Origin of the sequence: Mesorhizobium sp. M6A.T.Cr.TU.014.01.1.1, from assembly GCF_004022765.1 — a bacterium.
Taxonomy (GTDB): domain Bacteria; phylum Pseudomonadota; class Alphaproteobacteria; order Rhizobiales; family Rhizobiaceae; genus Mesorhizobium; species Mesorhizobium mediterraneum.
Map to the genome: position 1 here is coordinate 326,475 of NZ_RZPG01000003.1, position 21,601 is coordinate 348,075.

The 21,601-nt window shown below is 63.4% G+C and carries 20 protein-coding genes; 9 read left to right on the forward strand and 11 right to left on the reverse strand.

Annotation, left to right across the window (positions count from 1 at the left end; all coding sequences use genetic code 11):
• Positions 1-10: 10 nt before the first annotated feature.
• Positions 11-949 carry a GntR family transcriptional regulator gene (locus EN885_RS06530; RefSeq protein ID WP_128243513.1) on the reverse strand — a complete coding sequence of 313 codons (939 nt, stop codon included), beginning with the start codon at positions 947-949 and terminating at the stop codon, positions 11-13.
• Positions 950-1,189: 240 nt separating this feature from the next.
• Between EN885_RS06530 and EN885_RS06535 the strand changes: the two genes are divergently transcribed.
• From EN885_RS06535 to EN885_RS06580, 8 genes are all read left to right on the forward strand, one after another.
• Positions 1,190-2,254, forward strand: a complete 1,065-nt coding sequence (locus EN885_RS06535; RefSeq protein ID WP_126104398.1) for a spermidine/putrescine ABC transporter substrate-binding protein — start codon at positions 1,190-1,192, stop codon at positions 2,252-2,254.
• A gap of 224 nt (positions 2,255-2,478) precedes the next feature.
• A complete protein-coding gene (locus tag EN885_RS06545; protein WP_126107309.1) occupies positions 2,479-3,321 on the forward strand; it encodes an ABC transporter permease in 843 nt (280 codons plus the stop codon).
• Positions 3,314-4,108 (forward strand): ABC transporter permease, encoded by a 795-nt coding sequence (locus tag EN885_RS06550; RefSeq protein ID WP_128243512.1) that lies wholly within the window; start codon positions 3,314-3,316, stop codon positions 4,106-4,108. Before EN885_RS06545 ends, EN885_RS06550 begins: the two co-directional genes overlap by 8 nt.
• Positions 4,105-5,178: an ABC transporter ATP-binding protein gene (locus EN885_RS06555; protein ID WP_126104396.1), complete on the forward strand. Its 1,074-nt coding sequence runs from the start codon at positions 4,105-4,107 to the stop codon at positions 5,176-5,178. Before EN885_RS06550 ends, EN885_RS06555 begins: the two co-directional genes overlap by 4 nt.
• 17 nt (positions 5,179-5,195) lie before the next feature.
• A complete protein-coding gene (locus tag EN885_RS06560; protein WP_128243511.1) occupies positions 5,196-6,470 on the forward strand; it encodes a glycosyltransferase in 1,275 nt (424 codons plus the stop codon).
• A gap of 235 nt (positions 6,471-6,705) precedes the next feature.
• Positions 6,706-7,056, forward strand: a complete 351-nt coding sequence (locus EN885_RS06570) for a cupin domain-containing protein (RefSeq protein WP_095484964.1) — start codon at positions 6,706-6,708, stop codon at positions 7,054-7,056.
• A gap of 30 nt (positions 7,057-7,086) precedes the next feature.
• The gene (locus EN885_RS06575) at positions 7,087-7,431 is read left to right on the forward strand and encodes a cupin domain-containing protein (RefSeq protein ID WP_128243510.1); all 345 of its coding nucleotides are present in this window, start codon (positions 7,087-7,089) and stop codon (positions 7,429-7,431) included.
• A 20-nt stretch (positions 7,432-7,451) separates the two neighbouring features.
• Positions 7,452-8,960: an aldehyde dehydrogenase family protein gene (locus EN885_RS06580; RefSeq protein WP_128335164.1), complete on the forward strand. Its 1,509-nt coding sequence runs from the start codon at positions 7,452-7,454 to the stop codon at positions 8,958-8,960.
• Positions 8,961-8,976: 16 nt separating this feature from the next.
• On the opposite strand, the gene EN885_RS06585 is transcribed toward EN885_RS06580, so the two are convergent.
• The 5 genes from EN885_RS06585 to EN885_RS06605 form a co-directional block, all read right to left on the reverse strand.
• On the reverse strand, positions 8,977-9,738 hold the full coding sequence (locus EN885_RS06585) for a glucose 1-dehydrogenase (protein WP_128243508.1): 762 nt from the start codon (positions 9,736-9,738) through the stop codon (positions 8,977-8,979).
• 10 nt (positions 9,739-9,748) lie between these two features.
• Entirely contained in the window at positions 9,749-10,561 is an 813-nt protein-coding gene (locus EN885_RS06590; protein ID WP_128243507.1) for an ABC transporter permease, read from the reverse strand.
• Positions 10,561-11,424 carry an ABC transporter permease gene (locus tag EN885_RS06595; RefSeq protein ID WP_127315220.1) on the reverse strand — a complete coding sequence of 288 codons (864 nt, stop codon included), beginning with the start codon at positions 11,422-11,424 and terminating at the stop codon, positions 10,561-10,563. The genes EN885_RS06590 and EN885_RS06595 overlap by 1 nt, the downstream gene beginning before the upstream one ends.
• A gap of 70 nt (positions 11,425-11,494) precedes the next feature.
• Entirely contained in the window at positions 11,495-12,658 is a 1,164-nt protein-coding gene (locus EN885_RS06600) for a spermidine/putrescine ABC transporter substrate-binding protein (RefSeq protein ID WP_128243506.1), read from the reverse strand.
• A complete protein-coding gene (locus EN885_RS06605) occupies positions 12,639-13,775 on the reverse strand; it encodes an ABC transporter ATP-binding protein (RefSeq protein ID WP_128243505.1) in 1,137 nt (378 codons plus the stop codon). The genes EN885_RS06600 and EN885_RS06605 overlap by 20 nt, the downstream gene beginning before the upstream one ends.
• A gap of 113 nt (positions 13,776-13,888) precedes the next feature.
• Between EN885_RS06605 and EN885_RS06610 the strand changes: the two genes are divergently transcribed.
• The gene (locus EN885_RS06610) at positions 13,889-14,701 is read left to right on the forward strand and encodes a LuxR C-terminal-related transcriptional regulator (protein ID WP_128243504.1); all 813 of its coding nucleotides are present in this window, start codon (positions 13,889-13,891) and stop codon (positions 14,699-14,701) included.
• Positions 14,702-14,737: 36 nt separating this feature from the next.
• On the opposite strand, the gene EN885_RS06615 is transcribed toward EN885_RS06610, so the two are convergent.
• The 5 genes from EN885_RS06615 to EN885_RS06635 all read right to left on the reverse strand — a co-directional run bounded on the left by EN885_RS06615 (position 14,738) and on the right by EN885_RS06635 (position 21,538).
• Positions 14,738-16,807, reverse strand: coding sequence for a 3-hydroxyacyl-CoA dehydrogenase NAD-binding domain-containing protein (locus EN885_RS06615; RefSeq protein ID WP_128243503.1), 2,070 nt, complete (start codon positions 16,805-16,807; stop codon positions 14,738-14,740).
• 265 nt (positions 16,808-17,072) lie between these two features.
• The gene (locus tag EN885_RS06620) at positions 17,073-18,020 is read right to left on the reverse strand and encodes an ABC transporter permease (protein WP_128243502.1); all 948 of its coding nucleotides are present in this window, start codon (positions 18,018-18,020) and stop codon (positions 17,073-17,075) included.
• Positions 18,021-18,023: 3 nt separating this feature from the next.
• On the reverse strand, positions 18,024-19,004 hold the full coding sequence (locus tag EN885_RS06625) for an ABC transporter permease (RefSeq protein ID WP_095484953.1): 981 nt from the start codon (positions 19,002-19,004) through the stop codon (positions 18,024-18,026).
• Position 19,005: 1 nt separating this feature from the next.
• The gene (locus tag EN885_RS06630; protein ID WP_128243501.1) at positions 19,006-20,475 is read right to left on the reverse strand and encodes a sugar ABC transporter ATP-binding protein; all 1,470 of its coding nucleotides are present in this window, start codon (positions 20,473-20,475) and stop codon (positions 19,006-19,008) included.
• 49 nt (positions 20,476-20,524) lie between these two features.
• Entirely contained in the window at positions 20,525-21,538 is a 1,014-nt protein-coding gene (locus EN885_RS06635; RefSeq protein ID WP_127288251.1) for a substrate-binding domain-containing protein, read from the reverse strand.
• Positions 21,539-21,601: the final 63 nt, after the last annotated feature.

Genomic DNA, 21,601 nt, shown 5'->3' on the forward strand with positions numbered 1-21,601 from the left:
ATGGTCCTCGTCAAGCCGGCCGGCTGATCATGCCGAACAATGCGGGGGCCCCGCGACTGGCCGCCTGCGGCCGCTGGCTGCGGGAAAGCCGCAAGTGGACGCGAACCAGGTCGGCCGCAACCTCATACTGCCGGCTTTCCAATTGGTCGAGTATGGTCAGGTGCTCGCGCAGCGACTGCTTCAGCCGGAAGACGTTGACGCCGGCATAGGTCCCTGGCAGCCGGCGCAGCCTGAGATGGTCGGACAGCGCGTCGGTGACGAACCGGTTGGCGGCGCCATCGGCGATTAGGCCGTGAAAGTCGATGTCCAGGCGCTGGAACTCTTTGGTGTCGAATGCGGCATCGGGCAGCGACAGCAGTGCTTCCATGCCCTGGCGCAATGCCGCCGCGCGGGTCCCGTCCAGCCGGAAGCCAGGCGCCAGAATGGCGGCAGGTTCGAGCAGCAGGCGGAACTCGTAGCTTTCCCCTTGTGCCTCCGGATCATCGGGCGCCCGCCTGAACAGCCAGGACTGACCCGGCGCGCGGTCCAGAAGATTTTCATCTGTCAGTTTCTTTAACGCTTTTAGTACCGTCTTCCGCTCGGCATCATACCGCCGCATCAGCGCGCCGATGGTCACCGTCTGATCCAGCCGGCGCGCCGACCGATCACGCAGGATCATCTCCGCGAGCTCGTCCTCCTCGGTAACAGGCAGATCGGTGGCAAGAGTCGCCTGGCTGGTTAGGTCCACCGCAAGGCGGTAGCCCGATTCAGCCTCCCAGCGCACGACGCCTTTTTCGGTGAGCAGGCGCAATGCGGCCCGCACCGGAGTCCGCGAAACGTTGCAGAGAGACGCGATCTGCTGTTCCGGAAGATGAGCACCGGCTTCGAAGCCGCGTTGCCGGGCCACATCCAGGATGCGCTGAGCGAGATCGAGATGGTTGGTGCGCGGTCGTCTGGCAGCGGCTTGCATGGCGATTTCTCATGAACGGACTTGACCGCTGCGGCTTGACCGATCGCCCTTGCAGACACAATCGGCCAGGTTTCGCAGCGATTTTCCAAATTATGGATTGACGTACTTTTTTCTGCAATAGTACTGTCAGGTCAATCGGCAATAAAAAGACCGGGGAACAGGATCGAAGCGGCGGCATGGTCGCAAGCGCTGGTCCGACGATTGATTGAATTCGACGATCAACCAGAATGGGAGTCTGTCATGACCGCCTCAACCCGCCTGCGCCATCCGTTAAAGATATCTTCGATTGCGCTTGGCCTCGCCCTGGCGCTGTCGGCGCCGGCTTCTGCCGCCGACCTCGTCATTTCCAACTGGGATGGCTACATGGCGCCGGATGCCATGGCCGCCTTCAAGGCCGCGACCGGCGTTTCCGGTGAGGTCGTCGTCCACGCCACCAATGAGGAGATCATGGGCAAGCTCGTCGCTTCGGGCGGTAAGGGCTATGACGTGGTCTTCGTCTCCTCGCCCTTCGCCGAAGTGCTGAACAAGCTCGGCCTGATCGAGACGATCGACCACGCCAAGATCCCCAACCTCGCCAATCTTTATCCCGAGGCGGCGAAGCTGCCGCACGACGCCGGCAACAATTTCTCCGTGCCTTACACCTGGGGCACCACCGGCCTCTGCTACCGTTCGGATCTGGTCAAGACCGAGCCGGCGAGCTGGAACGATCTTCTCGCCCCATCCGATGCGCTCAAGGGCAAGACCACCATGCTGGCGACCGACCGCTGGCTGCTTGCCGCCGGCCAGCTCGCCAAAGGCTATTCTGTCAACGAGACCGATCCGGCCAAACTCGCCGAGGTCAAGGACCTGCTGATCTCGGCCAAGAAGACCTTGCTCGCCTATGACGACACCACCTTCTATTCGAAGCTGGTCTCGGGCGAGGCGCTGATGGTGCAGGCATGGGATGGCTGGTGCAATTATGGCATCGCCGAGAAGCCTGAGATCAAATACGTCATCCCCAAGGAGGGTTCGGACCTGTGGGTCGACACGATGGTGGTGATGAAGGCGTCAGCCAACAAGGACGCCGCGTTCCAATTCATCAACTTCATGCTGGACGCCAAGAACCACGCCTGGGCGGCCCAGAACATCGACTACAAGGTGCCAAACAAGCCGGCCATGGAAAGCCTGCCGGCCGATTTCCTTGCCAAGTTTCCCAATATGGGCATGCCGGTGGCCGAGCTCGTCAAGTTCGAGCAGTTGCGTGACGTCGGCGACGCCCAGCGCGACTATTCAAAGATCGTCAGCGAGATCAAGGCCGCGCAGTAAAATCGATTACTGGAAGTCAACTTGCGTTCCTTCACGCCCCCCTCTGGCCTGCCGGCCATCTCCCCCTCAAGGGGGGAGATTGGCTGTGGCGTCGCTTTCGCCAATCTTCAATATTTGAAGGTAAGCGAGAGGTTGGAACTGCTAATCTCCCCCCTTGAGGGGGAGATGGCCGGCAGGCCAGAGGGGGGTGCGACTTGACGCAACCTTCCCGCTCCTCGTTGCTGATGGCGCCTGCGCTGGCCTGGCTCACTGCCTTGATGGTGGTGCCATGTGCGCTGGTGCTGGCGCTCGCCTTCTTCCGGCGCGGCATCTATGGCGGCATCGAATACACCTTCACGCTGGAGAATTTCGGGCTGGTGTTCGACCCGCTCTATGCCGGCATCTTCCTCAACTCGGCACGCATCGCCGGCACGGCAACCCTGATCGCGGTGGTGATCGGCTATGCCGCTGCCTATGCGATCGCGGCAGCACCGCGCCGGTGGCAGCCGGTGTTCCTGTTCTTCGCTGTCTTGCCGTTCTGGTCCAACTACCTGATCCGCACCTACGCCTGGATCGTGCTGCTCAACCGCGAGGGCCTGATCACCCAGCTCTTGCGCTGGCTTGGCTACACCGGCGAGCCGCCGTCGATGCTTTATACCGAAGGCGCCGTCATCGCCGGTCTGGTTTACAATTATTTACCCTTCGTCATCCTGGCCTGCTACGCGCCGCTGTCGCGGCTCAACCCGGAGCTCGCTGAAGCCTCGCGCGACCTTGGCGCTTCGGCCATGACAACATTTCGCCGGGTCATTCTGCCGTTGACGGTGCCGGGTATCGCCGCCGGGGCGGTTTTCGTCTTCGTGCTGTCGATCGGCAATTTCGTCACGCCGGCGCTGCTCGGCGGCGGCCGCTTCCAGATGATCGGCAATCTCGTCTACGACCAGTTCCTGACCGCCAATGACTGGCCCTTCGGCGCGGCGCTGGCGATGGCGCTGATCGCTATAATGCTGCTGGTGCTGACCGCGCAGGCTTTGGCCGCAGATCGCGCCGCTGGCCGTATCGCCGAAGCGAAAGGAGGCGCCGATGGCTGAGCGTTCCCCCGCCACGCGTCGCACGCTCTGGCTCGTGCTTTCGTTCGTCTTCGCCTTTCTCTACATCCCGATCGCCGTGCTGGTGGCGCTGTCCTTCAACCAAGGCGGGCTGCCGACCGTCTGGTCGGGCTTTTCGCTGAAATGGTATGCCTCGCTCGCCGGAAACGCCGCGATCCTTTCCGCCGCCCTTAACACGCTGATCGTGGCGCTTGTCTCGACGGCAATCGCCACGCTGCTCGGCACGCTGCTGGCCATCGGCGTCGAAATGCGCCGGCAGTATGGAAGAGGCCTCGAGGCGCTGATCTTTGCGCCGATGATCATTCCCGACATCGTGCTGGCGATCGCGCTGCTCAGCTTCTTCTCCATGCTCGATTTCACCCTGGGCCTGCACACCATCCTCCTCGCCCATGTCGTGTTCAACCTCGCCTTCGTCTGCTCGGTGGTGCGCGCCCGGCTGAAAAGCTTCGACTGGTCGATCGTCGAGGCGTCCGCCGATCTCGGCGCTACCGCGCTCACCACCTTCAGGCGGGTGACATTGCCGGTCATCCTGCCGGCGGTGGTCGCCGGCGCGCTGCTCGCCTTCACCCTGTCGGTCGACGAGTTCATCATCGCTTTCTTCACCGCCGGCGCCGGCCGCGCCTCGACCACGCTGCCGATGCAGATCTATTCGATGATCCGCTTCGGCATCACGCCGGAGATCAATGCATTGGCGACTATCGTCATGGCGGTCTCGATCACCGCGTTGACCCTGTCGCAGCGGCTCAACCGCGGGGTCATCGGCCAATGAACGAGCCCCGCACGCTGCTGGCGATCGACAAGGTGTCGAAGAACTTCGGCCGGGTGACCGCCGTCGACGGCATATCGCTCGACATCCGCGAGAACGAGTTCTTCGCCCTGCTCGGACCTTCGGGCTGCGGCAAGACCACGTTGCTGCGCATGCTGGCCGGCTTCGAGACACCCAATGAAGGTCGCATCCTGCTCGACGGGCGCGACATCGCCAGGACCCCGCCCAACAAACGGCCGGTCAATCTGATGTTTCAGTCCTATGCGCTGTTTCCGCATATGAGCGTCAGGGCCAATGTCTCCTACGGCCTCGAAATGGAACGCTTGCCGGCAAAGGAAATCCGCTCCCGTGTCGACGCCATCCTGGCGACGACCGAGCTCGTCGCCTTCGCCGACCGCAAGCCGGAGCAATTGTCGGGCGGGCAGAAACAGCGGGTCGCGCTTGCCCGAGCGCTGGTCAAGCGGCCGCGGCTGCTGCTGCTCGACGAGCCGCTCGGCGCGCTCGATAAGAAATTGCGCGGCGCCATGCAGCTGGAGCTGAAGCGCCTGCAGCACGAGGTCGGCATCACCTTCGTCATCGTCACCCATGACCAGGAGGAATCGCTCGTCATGGCTGACCGCATGGCGGTGCTGAGGGACGGCAAGCTGCTGCAATGCGATACACCGCACGCGGTATACGAGTATCCGGCCGATCGTTTCGTTGCCGACTTCATTGGCGTTATGAATTTCGTGCCGGGCAAGGCCGCCAGCGACGGCGTGTTGGCAGCGGATGGCACACGGATCGTCGGCACAGTTCCCGCAACACTTTCGCCCGGCGCTGCGGCGGTTGCTTCGGTGCGGCCCGAACGCATCCGGCTGTTCCCGTCGCCAGAAACGGCCAACCGTGTTGCCGGCACCGTCGAGGCGTTGGCCTATCAGGGGCTCGACCTGCAGCTGCATGTCCGCACCGCTCTGTCGCCAAAGCCGTTCCTGGTGCGCGTCACCGCCGACGCCGCTGACCGGCGCCCGGTCTCGTCAGGCGATGCAGTCGAGCTCGGCTGGGATGCCGCCGACGTCAGAATTTTCGCAGATTGATCGAAGGAGAAGCTTTCATGGCGCAGAAGACGATCGCGTTTTTTCCGGAAGCGGCCTATGGCCCGGCGCTCAATTCCGTCGGCATCGCCCAGGCAGTCGAGGCGCGCGGCCATAGAGCGGTGTTCCTGTCGGATCCCGGCTTTATCGACGTCTACAAGGGCTATGGCTTCGAAGCCCATCCGGTGAACCTTTCCGAGCCGATGCCGCCCGAACAGATGGCCAAGTTCTGGGAAGACTTCATCAACGGCCATATCCCGAACTTCCGCAAGTCGCCCTATGACCAGGTCGACAATTACGTGAAGGATTGCTGGACGGCGATCGTCGACAGCGCCAAATGGGCTGAGAAGGACCTGCCCGGTGTGCTTGCGACGATCAAGCCCGATGTCATCTGCGTCGACAACGTCATCCTGTTTCCGGCGATCAAGCAGTATGGCAAGCCGTGGGTGCGCGTCATCTCCTGCTCGGAGAACGAGATCGAGGACGAGGACATCCCGCCGCATCTGTCCGGCTGCGGCGAGAACGATCACGCCTGTCATCAGCGCTACCGCGACCATTTCAACGCGGTCATCAAGCCGATCCATGACGGCTTCAACGCGTTCCTCACTGCCAACAACGAAGCGCCTTATCCAATCGGCCAGTTCTTCGAGGCCTCGCCCTACCTCAATTTGCTGCTCTATCCCGAGGCGGCAAAGTTCAAGCGCCGCCATCCGCTCGACCCGGCAAAATTCCAGTATCTGGAAGGCTGCGTGCGGCAGGAGAAACCCTACACGGTGCCGACTTTTACGAAGAATAACGACGGGCCGCTGCTCTATGTTTCCTTCGGCAGCCTTGGCGCCGGTGATGTCGACCTACTGAAGCGCATTATCGCGACGCTAGGCAAGACGCGCTACCGGGCGCTGGTCAATGTCGGCGGCTACAAGGACCAGTACGCGCAAGTGCCCGAAAACGTCATCGTCGAGAGCTGGTTTCCACAGCCCTCGGTCATCCCGCAGGTCGATGCGGTGATCCACCATGGCGGCAACAACTCATTCACCGAGTGCCTCTATTTCGGCAAGCCGGCGATCATCATGCCTTATGTCTGGGACGGCCACGACAACGCTACACGGGTCGAGGAAACCGGCCACGGCTTCGGCATGCCGCGCTATGATTGGAGCGACGCCGCGCTGATCGCGAAGATCGAAACCTGCCTGACGGACCCCAAGATGAAGGCCAAGCTGGCGAAAACCTCGGCGCAGATGCAGTCGCAGAACGGCCCGGAGAAAGCGGCGGGGCTGTTGGAGCAACTTCTATGAGCGCGATGTTTGACGTGCGGAGCCAAGGCACCCCCCTCTGGCCTGCCGGCCATCTCCCCCTCAAGGGGGGAGATTGGATGTCACCTCGGCTTTCGCCAATCACCAGCATCGCAGGAGTGAACAGGGCGCCGAAGCTGCTAATCTCCCCCCTTGAGGGGGAGATGTCCGGCAGGACAGAGGGGGGCGCCGTAGAGCGAAGCCATCTCGAAAATGAGCGTCGAACCGGAGCACCCGCATGACCTCCTCGGCGCCGCATCTCCACCAGGCCTCGACCCGCACCGACCTTGTCGACTGGGGCGCCCAGCCCGACGCGCTGGAAGGCGCGTCCCACTCCACCGGCAGGCTCGCCCACAAGGGACCGAACAACCAGCCGGAATCCGGCATTTGGGTCTGCACGCCCGGCCGCTGGCGTCTGGCGATTCCGCGCGACGAATTGTGCCATTTCGTTGCCGGCCGCGCGACTTACAGATCGGACGACGGCGAGGTGATAGAAATCTCCGCCGCCACGCTTGTCATGTTCCCGGCCGGTTGGACCGGCGAATGCACCGTCCATGAGACCATCCGCAACGTCTACATGCTGGCCTGACTCACGCCTGCCGCACTGGAGCTTCACGAAATGCCAACGCCAATCATGAAATCGCCGCTCGCCATCACCGACCTCGTCGACTGGGGCGTCATTCCCACCATGATCGAGGGCGAATCCCGCACCTCCGGCAAGCTGCTGCACAAGGGGCCGGACGGTCTCTCCGAATGCGGGCTGTGGGTCTGCACCCCAGGCAAATGGCACTGCCATGTCACCCGCGACGAGTTCTGCCACTTCCTTGAGGGACGCTGCACCTATGTCCACGAATCCGGCGAGGTGATCGAGATCGAGCCGGACACCGCGGCGTTCTTTCCGCAGGACTGGAAGGGCGTCTGCACCGTTCATGAGACGATCAAGAAGGTCTACATGATCCGCTGAGCGGGGTTGAAAGGAAGACCATGGAATTCTCTGCTGACCGGCCGACCTTTTTCGTCAATCCGGACTATCGGCCGATGACCGGTGCGGCAAAACCGGTGATCGATCCGGCGACGCTCGAAACCGTGGGCGCCATCGCTGCCGCAGCCGATGGCGAGATCGACGCTGTGTTCACCGCGGCGACCAAGGCGCAAGCGGCTTGGAAAAAACTCGACGCCAAGAGCCGTGCCAAGCATCTGCATGCAGTAGCCAATGCCATCGAGGCGGCCGATTTCACGCGTTGCGCCGAGCTGATGGTGCGCGAGATGGGCAAGCCCTATCCGGAAGCGATTGGCGAGATCGCCAATTGCGCGCCGATCTTCCGCTACTACGCCGAGATGGCGCGCGACGATGCCGGCAAGATTGCTGGCACGACGCAGGCCGGTTCGTTCCAGTATGCGCGCTACGAGCCTTACGGCACGTCGGTGCACATCATGCCCTACAATTTCCCGATCCTGCTGATGTGCTGGACCGTCGCCGCCTCGCTTGCCGCCGGCAATGCCTGCGTGATCAAGCCGGCTGAAGCGACGACATTGTCGACGCTGGATTACATGACCGTGTTCCGCTCCCTGCCTGATGGCTTGGTTTCCTGCCTGCCCGGCGGGGCGGCCACCGCGCAGGCGCTGATCGCTTCAGATCGTATCCACGCGGTCGCCTTCACCGGCTCGGTCGCCGCCGGCAAGGCTGTCGCCGTCGCCTGCGCCGAACGCATGAAGCCTTGCGTCATCGAGGCGGGTGGCAGCGACCCGATGATCATCAGCCAACACGCCCCGCTGGACGTGGCGGCCGCCGGCAGCGTCACCGCCGCGTTCCATCTCACGGGCCAGGTCTGCACTTCGGCCGAGCGGTTTTTTGTGGTCGATGCCGTTCACGACCGCTTTGTCGAGCTGTTTGCGCAGAAGACACGTGCGCTGCGCATCGGCAACGGCCTCGACAAGACCGAGATCGGGCCGCTGGTCAGCGAGGCGGCGCGCGCGAAAGTCATGCGGCTGGTTGACGATGCGGTGCACAATGGCGCCAAGGCGGTCACCGGCGGGCGCATTCCCCCGGCGCACAATGTTGGCTGGTTCTACGAGCCGACGATCCTGACCGGCGTCACCCCCGATATGGCGATCGTGCGCGAAGAGTGTTTCGGACCGGTCGCCGCGATCTGCCGGGTCAAGGATTTCGACGAGGCGATAGAACTTGCCAATGACAGCCCGTTCGGGCTCGGCGCCTCGGTCTTCACCACCGACCTTGCCGAGGCGCATGAGGCCGCCGAACGGCTCGAAGCCGGCATGGTCTGGGTCAACAATCCGCTGATCGACAATGACGCGCTGCCTTTCGGCGGCTGGAAGGCGTCGGGCCTCGGCCGTGAGCGCGGTCGCCAGGGCCTCGATGCCTTCCGCCGTTCGAAGATGGTCATCATCGACCACAAGCCAGCGATCCAGGACTGGTGGTATCCCTATCCCGACAGCTGGTTTCGCGAGGCCGGCGGACGCAAGCACGTATGAGATATGAACGGCTGCGTCAGCCGATGCTCTCGCCGCCGTCGATCACCAGCGCCTGGCCGGTCATGAAGGACGAACGATCGGAGACGAGGAACAGGATCGCTTCGGCTATTTCTTCCGCCGCGGCCCAGCGCTGCATGGGAATCTTGGTGCGGACATAGCGTTCGATCGCGTCGCGCCCGCCCATCTGGGCGATGAACGGCTCGTTGAAGGGCGTGTCGACCCAACCCGGACAGAGTGCGTTGACGCGGACATTGTGCTTGGCATAGTCGAGCGACATCTGCCGGGTCATCGCCACCACGGCATGTTTTGAGGTTGCGTAGGCGATCATCTCGCGGTCATAGAACACACCCGAATTCGAGGCGGTGTTCACGATGACACCGCCGCCCTGTTCGATCATCGACGGCATGACGAGCCTGGCCGCGAGGAACTGCGCCCGTACGTTGATCCGCCAGGAGGCATCCATGCCGTCGACGCCGACTTCGGTCAGCGTGCCGCCGACCTGGACCCCGGCATGGTTGTGCAGGACATCGATCCGACCATGTTTGCCCAGTGTGCCCGTAATGAGTTGCTCGATCGCCGCATCGTCGCCGACATCGGTGGCGACCGCTTCGGCCCGGCCGCCGGCGGTACGGATGTCGAAAGCCGTGGCTTCGCCCGCAGCCTGATCCCTGTCGGCGATCACCACCACCGCGCCTTCCCTAGCCATGATCATCGCACCGGCGCGCCCGATGCCCGACCCGGCGCCGGTCACCACGGCGATGCGATCTTTCAGAATCATGATGCGACTTTCAGTTTGATGGTTTGCGTTGGCGCAATTGCCATTGGGCAAGCACCACAAGCAGAACGGAGGCGACGAGGACGATCGTCGCGATGGCGTTGATTTCGGGCGTCACGCCGCGCCGGATCGAGGCAAAGACATAGATCGGCAATGTCGTCTGCGCGCCGGCGACGAAGAAGGCGACGATGAAATCGTCGAAGGAGAAGGTGAAGGCAAGCAGGAAGCCGGCGATCACCGCCGGCATGATCTGCGGCAACACGATGCTGCGGAACGTCGTCAGCGGGGTGGCATAGAGATCACTTGAGGCCTCGACCAGATTGCGGTCGAGGCTGCCGAGGCGTGTGCCGACGATCATTGCCACCAGCGCCATCGAAAACAGCCCGTGCGCGGCGATAATTGAGCCGTAGCCGAGTGCGAGGCGCGGCGGCTGGTCGTTCGGCCACAGCGACGCGAGAAACGGATTGAGGACCCCAAACAGCTGGACGAGCGCGACCAGCGTCGAGATGCCGATGACGACGCCCGGAACAACGATCGCAGCACCCAGGAGCGCATCGAAAACGGCGCGTGTCCGCGCGCCGACGCGCGCCAGGCCAAGCGCCGCCGCCGTGCCGCACAGTGCTGCGAGCAAGGCGCTGGTGGTGGCGATGAACAGGCTGTTCTTCAGTGCCTCGACCAGAAACGGGTTCGACAGCGCCTTGCCGTACCATTGCACCGACAGGCCGGTGAGCTCGCTGGCGTGGCGGCCGGCATTGAAGGAGAACAGCACCACAAGCGCGATCGGCAGGTAGAGAAATGCAAAGACCGCTATGACGAAGGCGCGCATCAGATCAGGTCCACCCGGCGCGCTCCGGAAAGCCGGGTCGAAATTCGGTTGGCGGCAAGCAGCACCACCACGGAAACCAGAACCAGCGTTATCGCGATTGCCGACCCGAACGGCCAGTTGCGCGACTGCAGGAACAGGTCGACCAGCGCGTTGCCGATGAAGAAGACCTTGCCGCCACCGAGCAGCGTCGGGATCAGATATTCGCCGAGCAGCAGGATCATGACCAGCGAGAAGCCGGTCATCACACCCGGCAGCGACAGCCGCAGCGTCACGCCTAGGAATGTCGAGATCGGCGTGGCGCCGAGATCGGCGGAGGCTTCCAGCAGCCGGCGATCGAGCCGCTCGAGGCTGACATAGATCGGCAGGATCATTAGCGGCAGATAGCCATAGACGATGCCGAGCAGGACCGCGCCCGGCGTGTTGATCAGCCGCACGTCTTCAAACCCGACATAGGCCAGCAATGCCGGGATGCCGCGCCCGCCCAGAACATACATCCAGGCATAGGTTCGCATCAGCAGGCTGGTCCAGAACGGGATGACGACAAGCGCAAGCAGGATCAGCCGCCACCGCTCCGGCGCGCGCAAGGCGAGGTAATAGGCGACCGGATAGGCGACGAGGAGACAGGCCAAGGCGCCTGCCGGCGCCAGCACCATCGTGTTCCAGAAGGCAGTCGCCCGTGCCGGAAGATTGGCATATTGCGTGAGCGTGAAAGCAGCCTGATAGCCGCCTTCCGGCGCCCGCTCGCCGACGCTGAAAACGGCGATCGCGACGAACGGCAGGACCAGAAACACCACCAGCCACGCGGTTGCTGGACCGAGCAGCAGCGCGGTCAGGAGATTATGACGAAGGACATTGCTGCGCATTGAAAACCGCCCCGGTGCCGGCGGACGTCTGCCCGCCGGGTGCGTTGCCTGCATCGGACTTATGGCCCGTTCAAGCCGACTTGAAGCGGGCCATCAGTTCGGCCCGGGCCGGATCGGTCAGCGTCGCAGCCGCACCGAATTCCAGCGGAGATAATAGTTCCGCCGCCGGGTAGAGGATCGGATTGTCCAGCACCTCCTTAGGCAGCAGCGCATTGACCCGCGCGTCGGTGGAAGGCGCGCCGTTGGCCAGGTGCTCCTTGACCGCGACTTTCGGGTCCATCAGGTAGTTGAGCAGGGCATAGCCGGCGGGCTTGTTGGGCGCATCCTTCGGAATGGCGTAGAAGTCGGTCCAGATCTCGCCGCCCTCCTTGCCAAGGACATAGGCGATCTCGGGAATGTCGCGGTGGAGCTGCGCCCCGTCATTGGTCCAGCACATCGTCATCCAGGCGTCGCCGGCACGCATCGACGGCTGATAATCGCTGGAAACCGCGAACAGATGCGGCTTGACCTTCAGCAGCAATTCTTCCGCCTTGGCGAGCTCGTCCGGCTTCAGCGAGTTGAACGAGAAACCGAAATATTTCAGCGCATTGCCGATCGTGGTGAGCTGGTAGTCATGGACCATGGTCCGGCCGTCGCCGTCCGCCATGGCCGTGTCCCAGAATTCCTTCCAACTCGTTATCGGCTTGGTGAGCTTCTTGGTGTTGACGGCAAATCCGGTGGTGCCCCAGTTCTTCGGCACCGCGTAGGTCGCGCCGTCGATCGTGCCTTCCCCGGTGAAGCGCGGGTCCTGTTGCGAGCCGTCGAAATTGGCAAGCTTGGCCATGTCGAGCGCTTCGATGATATCGAGCTTCTTGTAGGTGGAGATCGTGTAGTTGGTCGGCACGAAGAGGCTCCAGCCCGAGGCGCCGGCCTGCAGCTTGGCCAGCATCTCCTCGTTTGACCCGAACACATTGACCTCGACAGCAACGCCGGTCTCCGCCTTGAAATTCTCGAACGTCGCCGGGTCGTGATAATTGGGCCAGGTGGCGATCGACATGCGGTCGCCAAGACCCTCCTGGGCGAAGGCGGGCGACGGCATGATGCCGAGCTCGCGGGCCATCACCGCCGTTGCGATGCCAAGACCGGTGAGGCCAAGGAACTCGCGGCGGCCGATGGAACCGCGCTTGAGCCGCATCAACTGATCGACGAATTTTTCAGGGCTTATCGGCAGTCCGTCACGATATGATTTCGACATGTTTATTTTCCCTCTGGTTGGTCCCGTTATTCTTGGGGTCCGGGAACGCGAGCGGCGTTCCGGCTGTAAAGCCGATGGCGACGGGTTCACCCGGCTTGAAGAGGTTGCCACTGCCGATCAGGTGATCGGCCTTGGCGAGCAGCGTTCCGATACCGCCGACCTCGATCGCATATTCCGCGGTCGAGCCCAGAAAGATCCGGTTGCGGACAATGCCGTTCAGCCGGCCGCTTCCCGGCGCGCCGAGGCTTAGGGATTCAGGACGCAGGCTGACGGCAACGGCTTCGTCCTGCCGCAGCGAAGTCCGCTTGCGCGCGGCAATGACGGTGCCGTCGGCAAGCGCCACCTCGACGAGGTTGCCCGAATGCCCCGCGACCTTGCCGCTCAAGAGATTGGTCTTGCCGACGAAGTCCGCGACGAAGAGATCGGCGGGCTCGTCGTAGATTTCGCTTGGCTGTCCGAGTTGGACGATGCGCCCGCCATTCATGACGCAGACGAAATCGCTCATCGACAGTGCTTCTTCCTGATCGTGCGTGACAAGGACGAAGGTGATGCCGATCTCGCGCTGCAGGTTCTGCAGCTCTATCTGCATGTCGGAGCGCAGCTTCTTGTCGAGCGCCGCCAGCGGCTCATCGAGCAGCAGCACCGCCGGCTTGTTGACCAACGCGCGCGCCAAGGCGACACGCTGCTGCTGGCCGCCGGAAAGCTCGTGGATCTTGCGGCGGCCGTAGCCGGCAAGCCGCACCATGGCGAGCGCCTCGCCTGCTCTCAGGCTGATCTCCCGCGACGACAGCCGCGGCCTTGCCTGGCGCAGCCCGTAGGCGATGTTGTCCTCGACATCCAGATGCGGAAACAGCGCATATTGCTGGAACACCATGTTGACCGGCCGCCGGTAGGGCGGCGTGCCGGCCATGTCGCGGCCGCGGATGAACACCGCGCCTTCGCTCGGCTGTTCGAAGCCGCCGATCATGCGCAGGCAGGTTGTCTTGCCGCAGCCGGACGGCCCGAGCAAGGCGACAAAGGCAGACGGCGGGATGGCTAGATCGATGCCGCTGACCGCAGTCACGCTGCCGTAGCGTTTGGTGACCCCGCGAAACTCGATATCTGGCACTGCGGTCAAAGCTGCGGGCTCCAGCGAAGGCGATTTTCAAGACGCTATCAGAGCCAACGGTGACTAGTATATACCTCGCAGGTGGTATATTTGGTCTATTTTCTCGTTTAAAGGGGTATAAATTGAGCGGATCGCGCGGCGACGAATACAATCAGCTCGCTGCGCTCATCGCGGCGACACGGGAGACGAGCGGCGAGCTTTTCGGCAAGGCGATGGTCGCTTGGCTCCGGCGGCATGTCAGCTTCGATCACTGTGTGATCTTCGGCTATCGCGGCGCCTCGCGCCCGCCGCTGCTGTTCGAGACGTTCTCGCCGGCCGAAAGCCACGTCTTCGTCGCGCTCTACCAGGAAGGGCCTTATCTGCTCGACCCGTTCCACCACGCGGCGGTCGAGCGCAAGGAAGGTTTTTGGCGCATGCGCGAGCTGGCGCCGGACCGCTTCTACGCCAGCGAATATTATCGCTCCTACTATAGCCAGACCAAGCTGGCCGAGGAGGTCGGTTTCTTCGTGCCGCTGCCGGGAAAGGACGCGCTGGTGGTCTCGCTGATGCGACTGCATGCTTCGGGACCATTCGGAACCGCCGATGCCAGGTTGCTGCGCGACATGGCGCCGGCGGTGATCGGTCTCGCCAGGCTGCGTTGGCCGGCCCTTCCGGCCGACGAACCGGCAGCGACGAAGCAGGACGAGGCGATTGCGCCGGTCAACGAGTTCGAACGTGCCCATATCTGGAAGAGCCTTTCGCTCACGCCGCGCGAAAAACATGTCGTCGACCTGGTGCTTCAGGGCCATTCGACGGAATCGATAGCCAGGGCGATGCGCATCGTGCCGGGAACCGTAAAGGTCCACCGCCGCAACATCTATCGCAAGCTCAAGATCAAATCGCAGGCTGGTCTCTTCGCGCGTTTCGTCGAGATCATCGACGCGCGGATTCGGTAGTCAATGATTTCGAAAATGGCTTCGCTCAGGGCAGTTTTAGCTGGCAACGCCTTCCCAGGAGCCGGTTTCAGCCATCTGCCTGAGCAGGGGGGCCCGCTTGAAAACGTCCTTGCCGGTCCGCTCGTGCCAGTGGTCCAGCCGTCCGATGATCTTGTCGATCCCTTCGAGACCGGCCCAGAACATCGGCCCGCCCTTGCCCACGGGAAAACCGTAGCCGTTGACCCAGACGATGTCGATGTCGGAGGCGCGGGCGGCGATTTTCTCCTCGAGGATTTTCGCGCCTTCGTTGACCAGGGGATAGAGCGTGCGCTCGATGATCTCGTCAGCAGCAATCGTGCGGGGTGCGATGCCCTTCTCCACCGCCTTGGCGCGGATCAGCGCTTCGACACTCGGATTGGCTACCGGTATACGAGACCCATTCTCGTATAGGTAAAAGCCGCTGCCGGTCTTCTGGCCGAAATGCCCCTGTTCGCACAGTGTGTCGGCGATTATTGCCGTCTGGCCGCGCGCCTTGCGGTTGCGCCAGCCTATGTCGAGGCCGGCGAGATCGCCCATCTGGAACGGGCCCATTGGCCAGCCGAAATCGGTGAATACCTGGTCGATCTGCTGTGGCGTTGCACCTTCCAGCAAAAGCGCCTCGGATTCCGAACCCCGCGCGGCCAGCATTCGGTTGCCGACGAAGCCATGGCAGACGCCGACGACGACCGGCACCTTGCCGATCCGCCGCGCCAGCTCGACGATTGTCGCCAGCGCATCGGGCGCGGTCTTCTCGGCACGCACGATCTCCAGCAGCTTCATGACGTTGGCCGGCGAAAAGAAATGCATGCCGACGACATCCTGCGGGCGCGACGTCGAGGTGGCGATTTCGTTGACGTCGAGATAGGAGGTGTTGGTGGCGAGGATCGCGCCCGGTTTGGCCACCGCGTCTAGCCTGCCGAACACCTCGCGCTTGACCGCCATCTCCTCGAACACGGCCTCGACGATCAGGTCGCAATCGGCGAGGTCGCCATAGTCGGTGGAACCCTTGAACAGTCCGAGCCGCAGGCGCTTGGCGTCTTCGCTGAGGGAACCGCGTGCGACGGAGACGGCATAGTTCTTCTCGATCGTCGCCAGCCCGCGTTCTAGTGCCTCCTGCGTCGTTTCCAGCAGGGTCACAGGAAACCCGCCATTGGCGAACGCCATGGCGATGCCGCCGCCCATCGTGCCGGCGCCGATGACGCCGACCCGCGCGATCTTGCGCCTGACGATATCTTTAGCCCCAACCTTCGCCGCCTCGCGCTCGGCGAAGAACAGATGGCGCTGAGCGCGCGATTGGTCACCAGCAACGAGTTTGACGAACAGTTCGCGTTCCGCCGCCAGCGCCTCGTCGAACGGCAGCGTGATGGCGTTGCGAACCGACTGCGCGCAGGCGATCCGCGCTTCGAGCCCGCGCGCCTTTTTGACAAGCTCCGCTGCTTGCCTATCGAATTCAGGCAATTCCGCCCGGTCGAGACGGCCGTCACGGTCGCGCACCGGCGTGAACGGTCCGCCCCTGCCAACCATTTCGCTAGCGAAACGAACCGCTTGCGCAGTCAGGCCATCCTCGAAGACGGCGTCCACCAGCCCGGCGGCGAGCGCCTCTGCCGCACCGATCGGCGTGCCCGAAACGATCATGCTGAGCGCCTTCAGCGCGCCGACGAGACGCGGCAGCCGAACCGTGCCGCCACCGCCCGGCAGCAAGCCGAGCTTGACTTCCGGCAGGCCCAGCTTGGCGCCGGTATCCGCAGCGCGAAAATGGCAACCAAGCGCCAGTTCCAGGCCACCCCCCAACGCGGTGCCGTGAATGGCGGCAACCGTCGGCTTGGCGATGGTTTCCAGCACGGCAATGATGGCGCGCAAATCCGGCTGCTGCACCGGCTTGCCAAATTCGGTGATGTCGGCGCCGGCGACAAAGGTCCGCCCGGCGCAAGCGATGACGATGGCCGCGACATCAGGCTCGTCGCGCAAGGAGACAAGCGCCTGCATCAGCGGCTCGCGAACATGGAAGCTCAGCGCATTGACCGGCGGATTGTCGATGGTCACGACGGCAATGCGGCCGTCCTTTGTAACGCTCACGAAATCGGACAAGCATACCTCTCGCAATGATGTTGGCCGAAACGATTTACAGGGCCGATGCCCGGATGGGAACTGCGATGTTTTTCGCGGAAGACCTCGCGGCAGCAGCGATCGTCATCCTGGGGCGGAGCAAGGAGCGAAGCGACGCGGCGCAGACCCCAGGATCCATGCCGTGACGCTTGCGTTTCGCAGCGGTGCAGAATCCGTACCCGCCGCAATCTTCGGCGAGGGTCACGGCAGGATCCTCGGGTCAAGCCCGAGGATGACGAAGGTGTGATCAGCGCAGCGCCTTCTGGCCGCCGGCGGCGGTGATGACGCCGACGATGATCAGCCCCGTCAGCAGCAGCCGGACGCCGGCGCTGACGCCGAACGTGTTGAGCATGGTCAGGAGCAGCACCAGGAACAGCGCCGCGCCCCAGACACCCGGCACATTGGCCTTGCCGCCCGCCACCGACGTGCCGCCGATGACGACGACGGCGATCGAGGCCAGCAGGTATTCATTGCCGATATCGACATTGGCGCCGCGGAAATAGCCGGCGAGCAACGCCCCGTCGAGGCCGCCGAGCGCGCCCGACAGCGTGTAGGTGAGGAAGCGGATGCGGCCAACATTGATGCCGGCCAACCACGCGGCGCGGAGGTTCTGGCCGATCGCCAGCACAGAGCGGCCATAGATCATGCGCTGCAGCGCGATGGCAGCGCCGATGGTGAACAGCACGGTGAGGATCGCCAGGACCGGAATGCCCAGAATCTGCCAGTTGGTAAAACTGGCGAAGCCCGGCGGCGGCTTGATCTGCAAGCCGCGACCATAGCTGATGTCGATCGACTGGATAATGAAGCTCGCCGACAATGTGGCGATGATCGGCGGAATGCGCAGCGCCCAGATCAAGAGATAGTTGGCGGCACCGACCGCCATGCCGCAGGCCAGCGCCGCCAGAAGCCCGACGGCGATCATCGAATCATTGCCGTCCATCACCTTCATGGCAACGGCGCTGGCGAGGCCGATATTGGCCGGCAGCGACAGGTCGACATTGCCCGGCCCGAGCGTGATGACGAACATCTGGCCGACACCGACGATGACGGTGAAGACGGCGAGCGAAAGTGCTGCCGTGATCATGCCGCCGCCGCCATATCCGCCGGTGAAGGCAATCGTCGCCAACCACACCAGCAGCGCGCCGATGAAGGACCAGATCCACGGTTTGGCGAGCAGCAATCGCAACGATGCCATCGCTCACCTCTCCCTGCGGCTGATCAGCACCCGGGCCGCCAGCACGATGATCAGGATGGCGCCATTGGCGGCCACCTGCCAATCGGGCGGAATGTGCATGAAGGTCAGCAGTGGCGACGCGGCCAGCGCCAGCGTCAGCGCGCCGATCACCGCGCCGATCGGCGACACCCGGCCGCCGACGAATTCGCCGCCACCGAGGATGACGCCGGCGATCGAAAGCAGCGTGTAGCCATTGCCGATATTGGCGTCGGCCGAGGTGGTGATGCCGATCAAGGCCATGCCGGACAGCACCCCGAACAGGCCGGCGAGTGCAAACAGGATGATCTTGGTCTTGAGCAGCGACCAGCCGGCACGGCTGAGTGCCGCGGCATTGCCGCCCGATCCGCGCAGGATCACGCCATAGGAGGTGCGCATCAGTCCGAAATAAACGACCGCCGCGATCAGCAGCGCGGCAATGATCGGAAAGGGAATGAAAGGCGGCTTGAAAGCCATGAGCGACAGCAACCAGTCCGGCGCCTTGCCGCCGGGCTTCGGCAGGATGAGGATGGCGAGCCCCTGCCAGACAAAACTCATGCCGAGCGTCACCACGATCGAAGGCAGGTTGCGCAGATGGATCAGCGCGCCGAGCAGCGCGTAGACACCGATCGAGCCGAGCAGGATCAAGATGCCGACCAGTGGCGCGTCCTTCAGCCACGTCGCCGTGACGCAGCCGACGAAACCGACGAAGGTGCCGATCGACAGGTCGAGCTCGTTGCCGGCGATGACGAACATCTGCGCGATCGTCGCCAGGGCGATCGGGATCGCCAAATTGAGCATCAGGCTGAAGCCGAAATAGCTGATGGCGCGCGGGTTGAGCCACGCGATCGCCAGCAGCACAAGCACCAGCGATAAAGCCGGCAGCAGGCTGCGCAACAGGCGCGCCCGCGCTAGCCTGTCACGCTCGGCGGAACCTTTGAGCCCGGTCTCGACAGGTGCTGCCGTCATCTCAGGCCGCGTCGCCGAACGAGGACTGGATGATCTTTTCCTCCGTCAGCTCGTCGCGCCCAAGATTGGCGACGATCCGGCCGTTCTTGAAGACGTAGATATGGTGGCAATTGTCGAGCTCTTCGGTTTCCGTGGTGTACCAGAGGAAGGTGCGGCCGCGCCCAGCTTCTTCGCGCACGAGGTCGTAGACCTCAAGCTTGGTGCCGATATCGACCCCCCGCATTGGGTCGTCCATCAGCACGATCTTCGCGTCGGAGCCGAGCGCCCGGGCAAACAAGGCCTTCTGCTGGTTGCCGCCGGACAGCGAGAAGATGTTGTTGTTCATGTCCGGAGTGCGGATGCCGATTTTCCCTCGCCAGAAGTCGGCGAGCTCGGCTTCGCGCTGCGGCGAGATCAGCAGGCCGTTGCGCAATCGCTTCAGCGAGCGGATGCCGATGTTCTGCGCAATCGACCATTGCGGGAAAATCCCGTCCGACTGCCGGTCACCGGCCACCAGCGCTACCGGCGCGGTCACCTCGATGCCGGTTTTAGAGCGCGCCGCAGCGGCGAAGATCGCCAGCAGCAGGTCGGTTTGTCCATGGCCGGCAAGCCCGGCAAGGCCGATGATCTCGCCCGCATGCGCGACAAGCTCGTTGCCGTCCTGCTGCCGCGCTGGGCGGGCCCGGACCCGCAACGGGCCGGTCTCCGGCTTTTGGGTCGCAATTTCGGCCGCGATCTTCTCACGCGCTTCCGCTCCACCCATGGTCGTCACCAGCCTGTCGCGATCGAAAGCCGTTGCCGCATCTGACGCAACGACCTTGCCGTCGCGCATCACCACGATGCGGTCGGCATTCCCGAGCACCTCGCCAAGAACATGCGAGATCAGGATGCAGCTCTTGCCCCCGGCGACAAAGCGCCGGACGAAGGCCAGCAGCTGGCCGGCCGTATGCGCGTCGAGCGACGATGTCGGCTCGTCGAGGATGACCAGTTCGAGCGGATCCTGCGTCACCGTGAAGGCACGCGCCACCTCGACCATCTGCCGCCTACCGATGGAGAGGTCGCCGGCGATATCGGAGGCGGAGATGCTGTGGTCCGGGAAGATCTCGTCGAGCTTGGCGGCGATGAGATCGGCCGCCTTGCGCCACCAACTGAGGCCGCGCAGCGCCGGGTGGTTGATACGCGTGTTCTCGGCAACGCTGAGGTTCGGACAGAGCGAGAGTTCCTGGAACACGCAGCGTATGCCGAGCTGTTGGGCGCGCGGCACCGAATAATTGTTCTCGATGCCGCCACGCACCGCGATCTGGCCGCTGTCGGGCACAAGCGTGCCCGCCACCATATGCATGAGCGTCGACTTGCCCGCGCCATTATGGCCGACGAGACCAACGCATTCACCGGCACCGACATGGAAATCGACGCCGGCGAGCGCACGGACAGCGCCGAAATGTTTTTCGGCGCCGTCCAGCCGGATGATGTCTGCACCGGCCTCGGGCATCCCTAGCGATATCCGGTCGGCAACGCGTGCGGCATTGGATGTGCCATGCTCACTTGATGTTGGCTTTGATCGCCGCGATGGCGTCTTCCTGTGTGTATTCGTGGCTGGCGACACCACCCTTGGGGATTTTCGGCAGCGCGGCCTCGAAATCATCTTGGGTGAAGGCGAGGTATGGCACCAAGAGATCATGCGGGATGTCGGTGCGGCCGTCGAGCACCTGCTGCGCTACCCAGAAGGCCAGCGACGATACGCCCGGCGCGATCGAGGCCGACCAGGTCTGGTAGCCGTCCTTGTCCTTTTGTTCCTTCCACCATTGCAGCTCGTCCTGACGATTGCCCATGATGATGGTCGGGCGCGGCTTGCCGGCGGCGGCGAAGGCTTGTGCCGCGCCATAGCCGTCGCCGCCCTGATCGACGACGCCGACGATTTCCGGCAGCGACGGCAGGATCGTCGCGACCGCCTTTTGTGCTGTGGTCTGATCCCAGTCACCGGTCACCGAACCGACGATCTTGAACTCGGGATGAGCGGCGACGCCTTCCAGAATTCCGGCATGGATGGCGTCATCGATCGACGTGCCGGCAAGGCCACGGATTTCCAGCAGATTGCCGCCCTTGGGCTGGAACTTGGCCATCTGCTCGACTTCCTGCTTGCCCATGTCCTTGAAGTCCACGACCACACGGTAGGCGCAAGGCTCGGTGACGATGCCGTCGAAGGAGACGACGACAATGCCGGCATCGCAGGCCTGCTTGACGGCGCCGTTGAGCGCATCCGGCGAGGCGGCGTTGATGACGATCGCGTCATAGCCTTGCAGGATCAGGTTCTGGACTTGGGCCGCCTGGGTCGGCACCTCCTTGTCGGCCGTCGTGAAGATGTCCGCGGCTGCCACCACCCCGTCCGCGACCGCCTTCTTGGTGACGATGGCATAGCTGTCGAGCATCGCCTGGCGCCACGAATTGCCGGCATAGTTGTTGGAGAAGGCGATCTTCTTGTCGCTGGTATCGGCCAGTGCGGTGCCTGACGCGAGCATCGCCGCGAATGCCCCCAAAACGAGCATTTTCTTCATGTCATACTCCTCCCTGAGTTGCTGATCTTTTGTTGACTGCTGATGGTTGTTAAAATTCGCGTC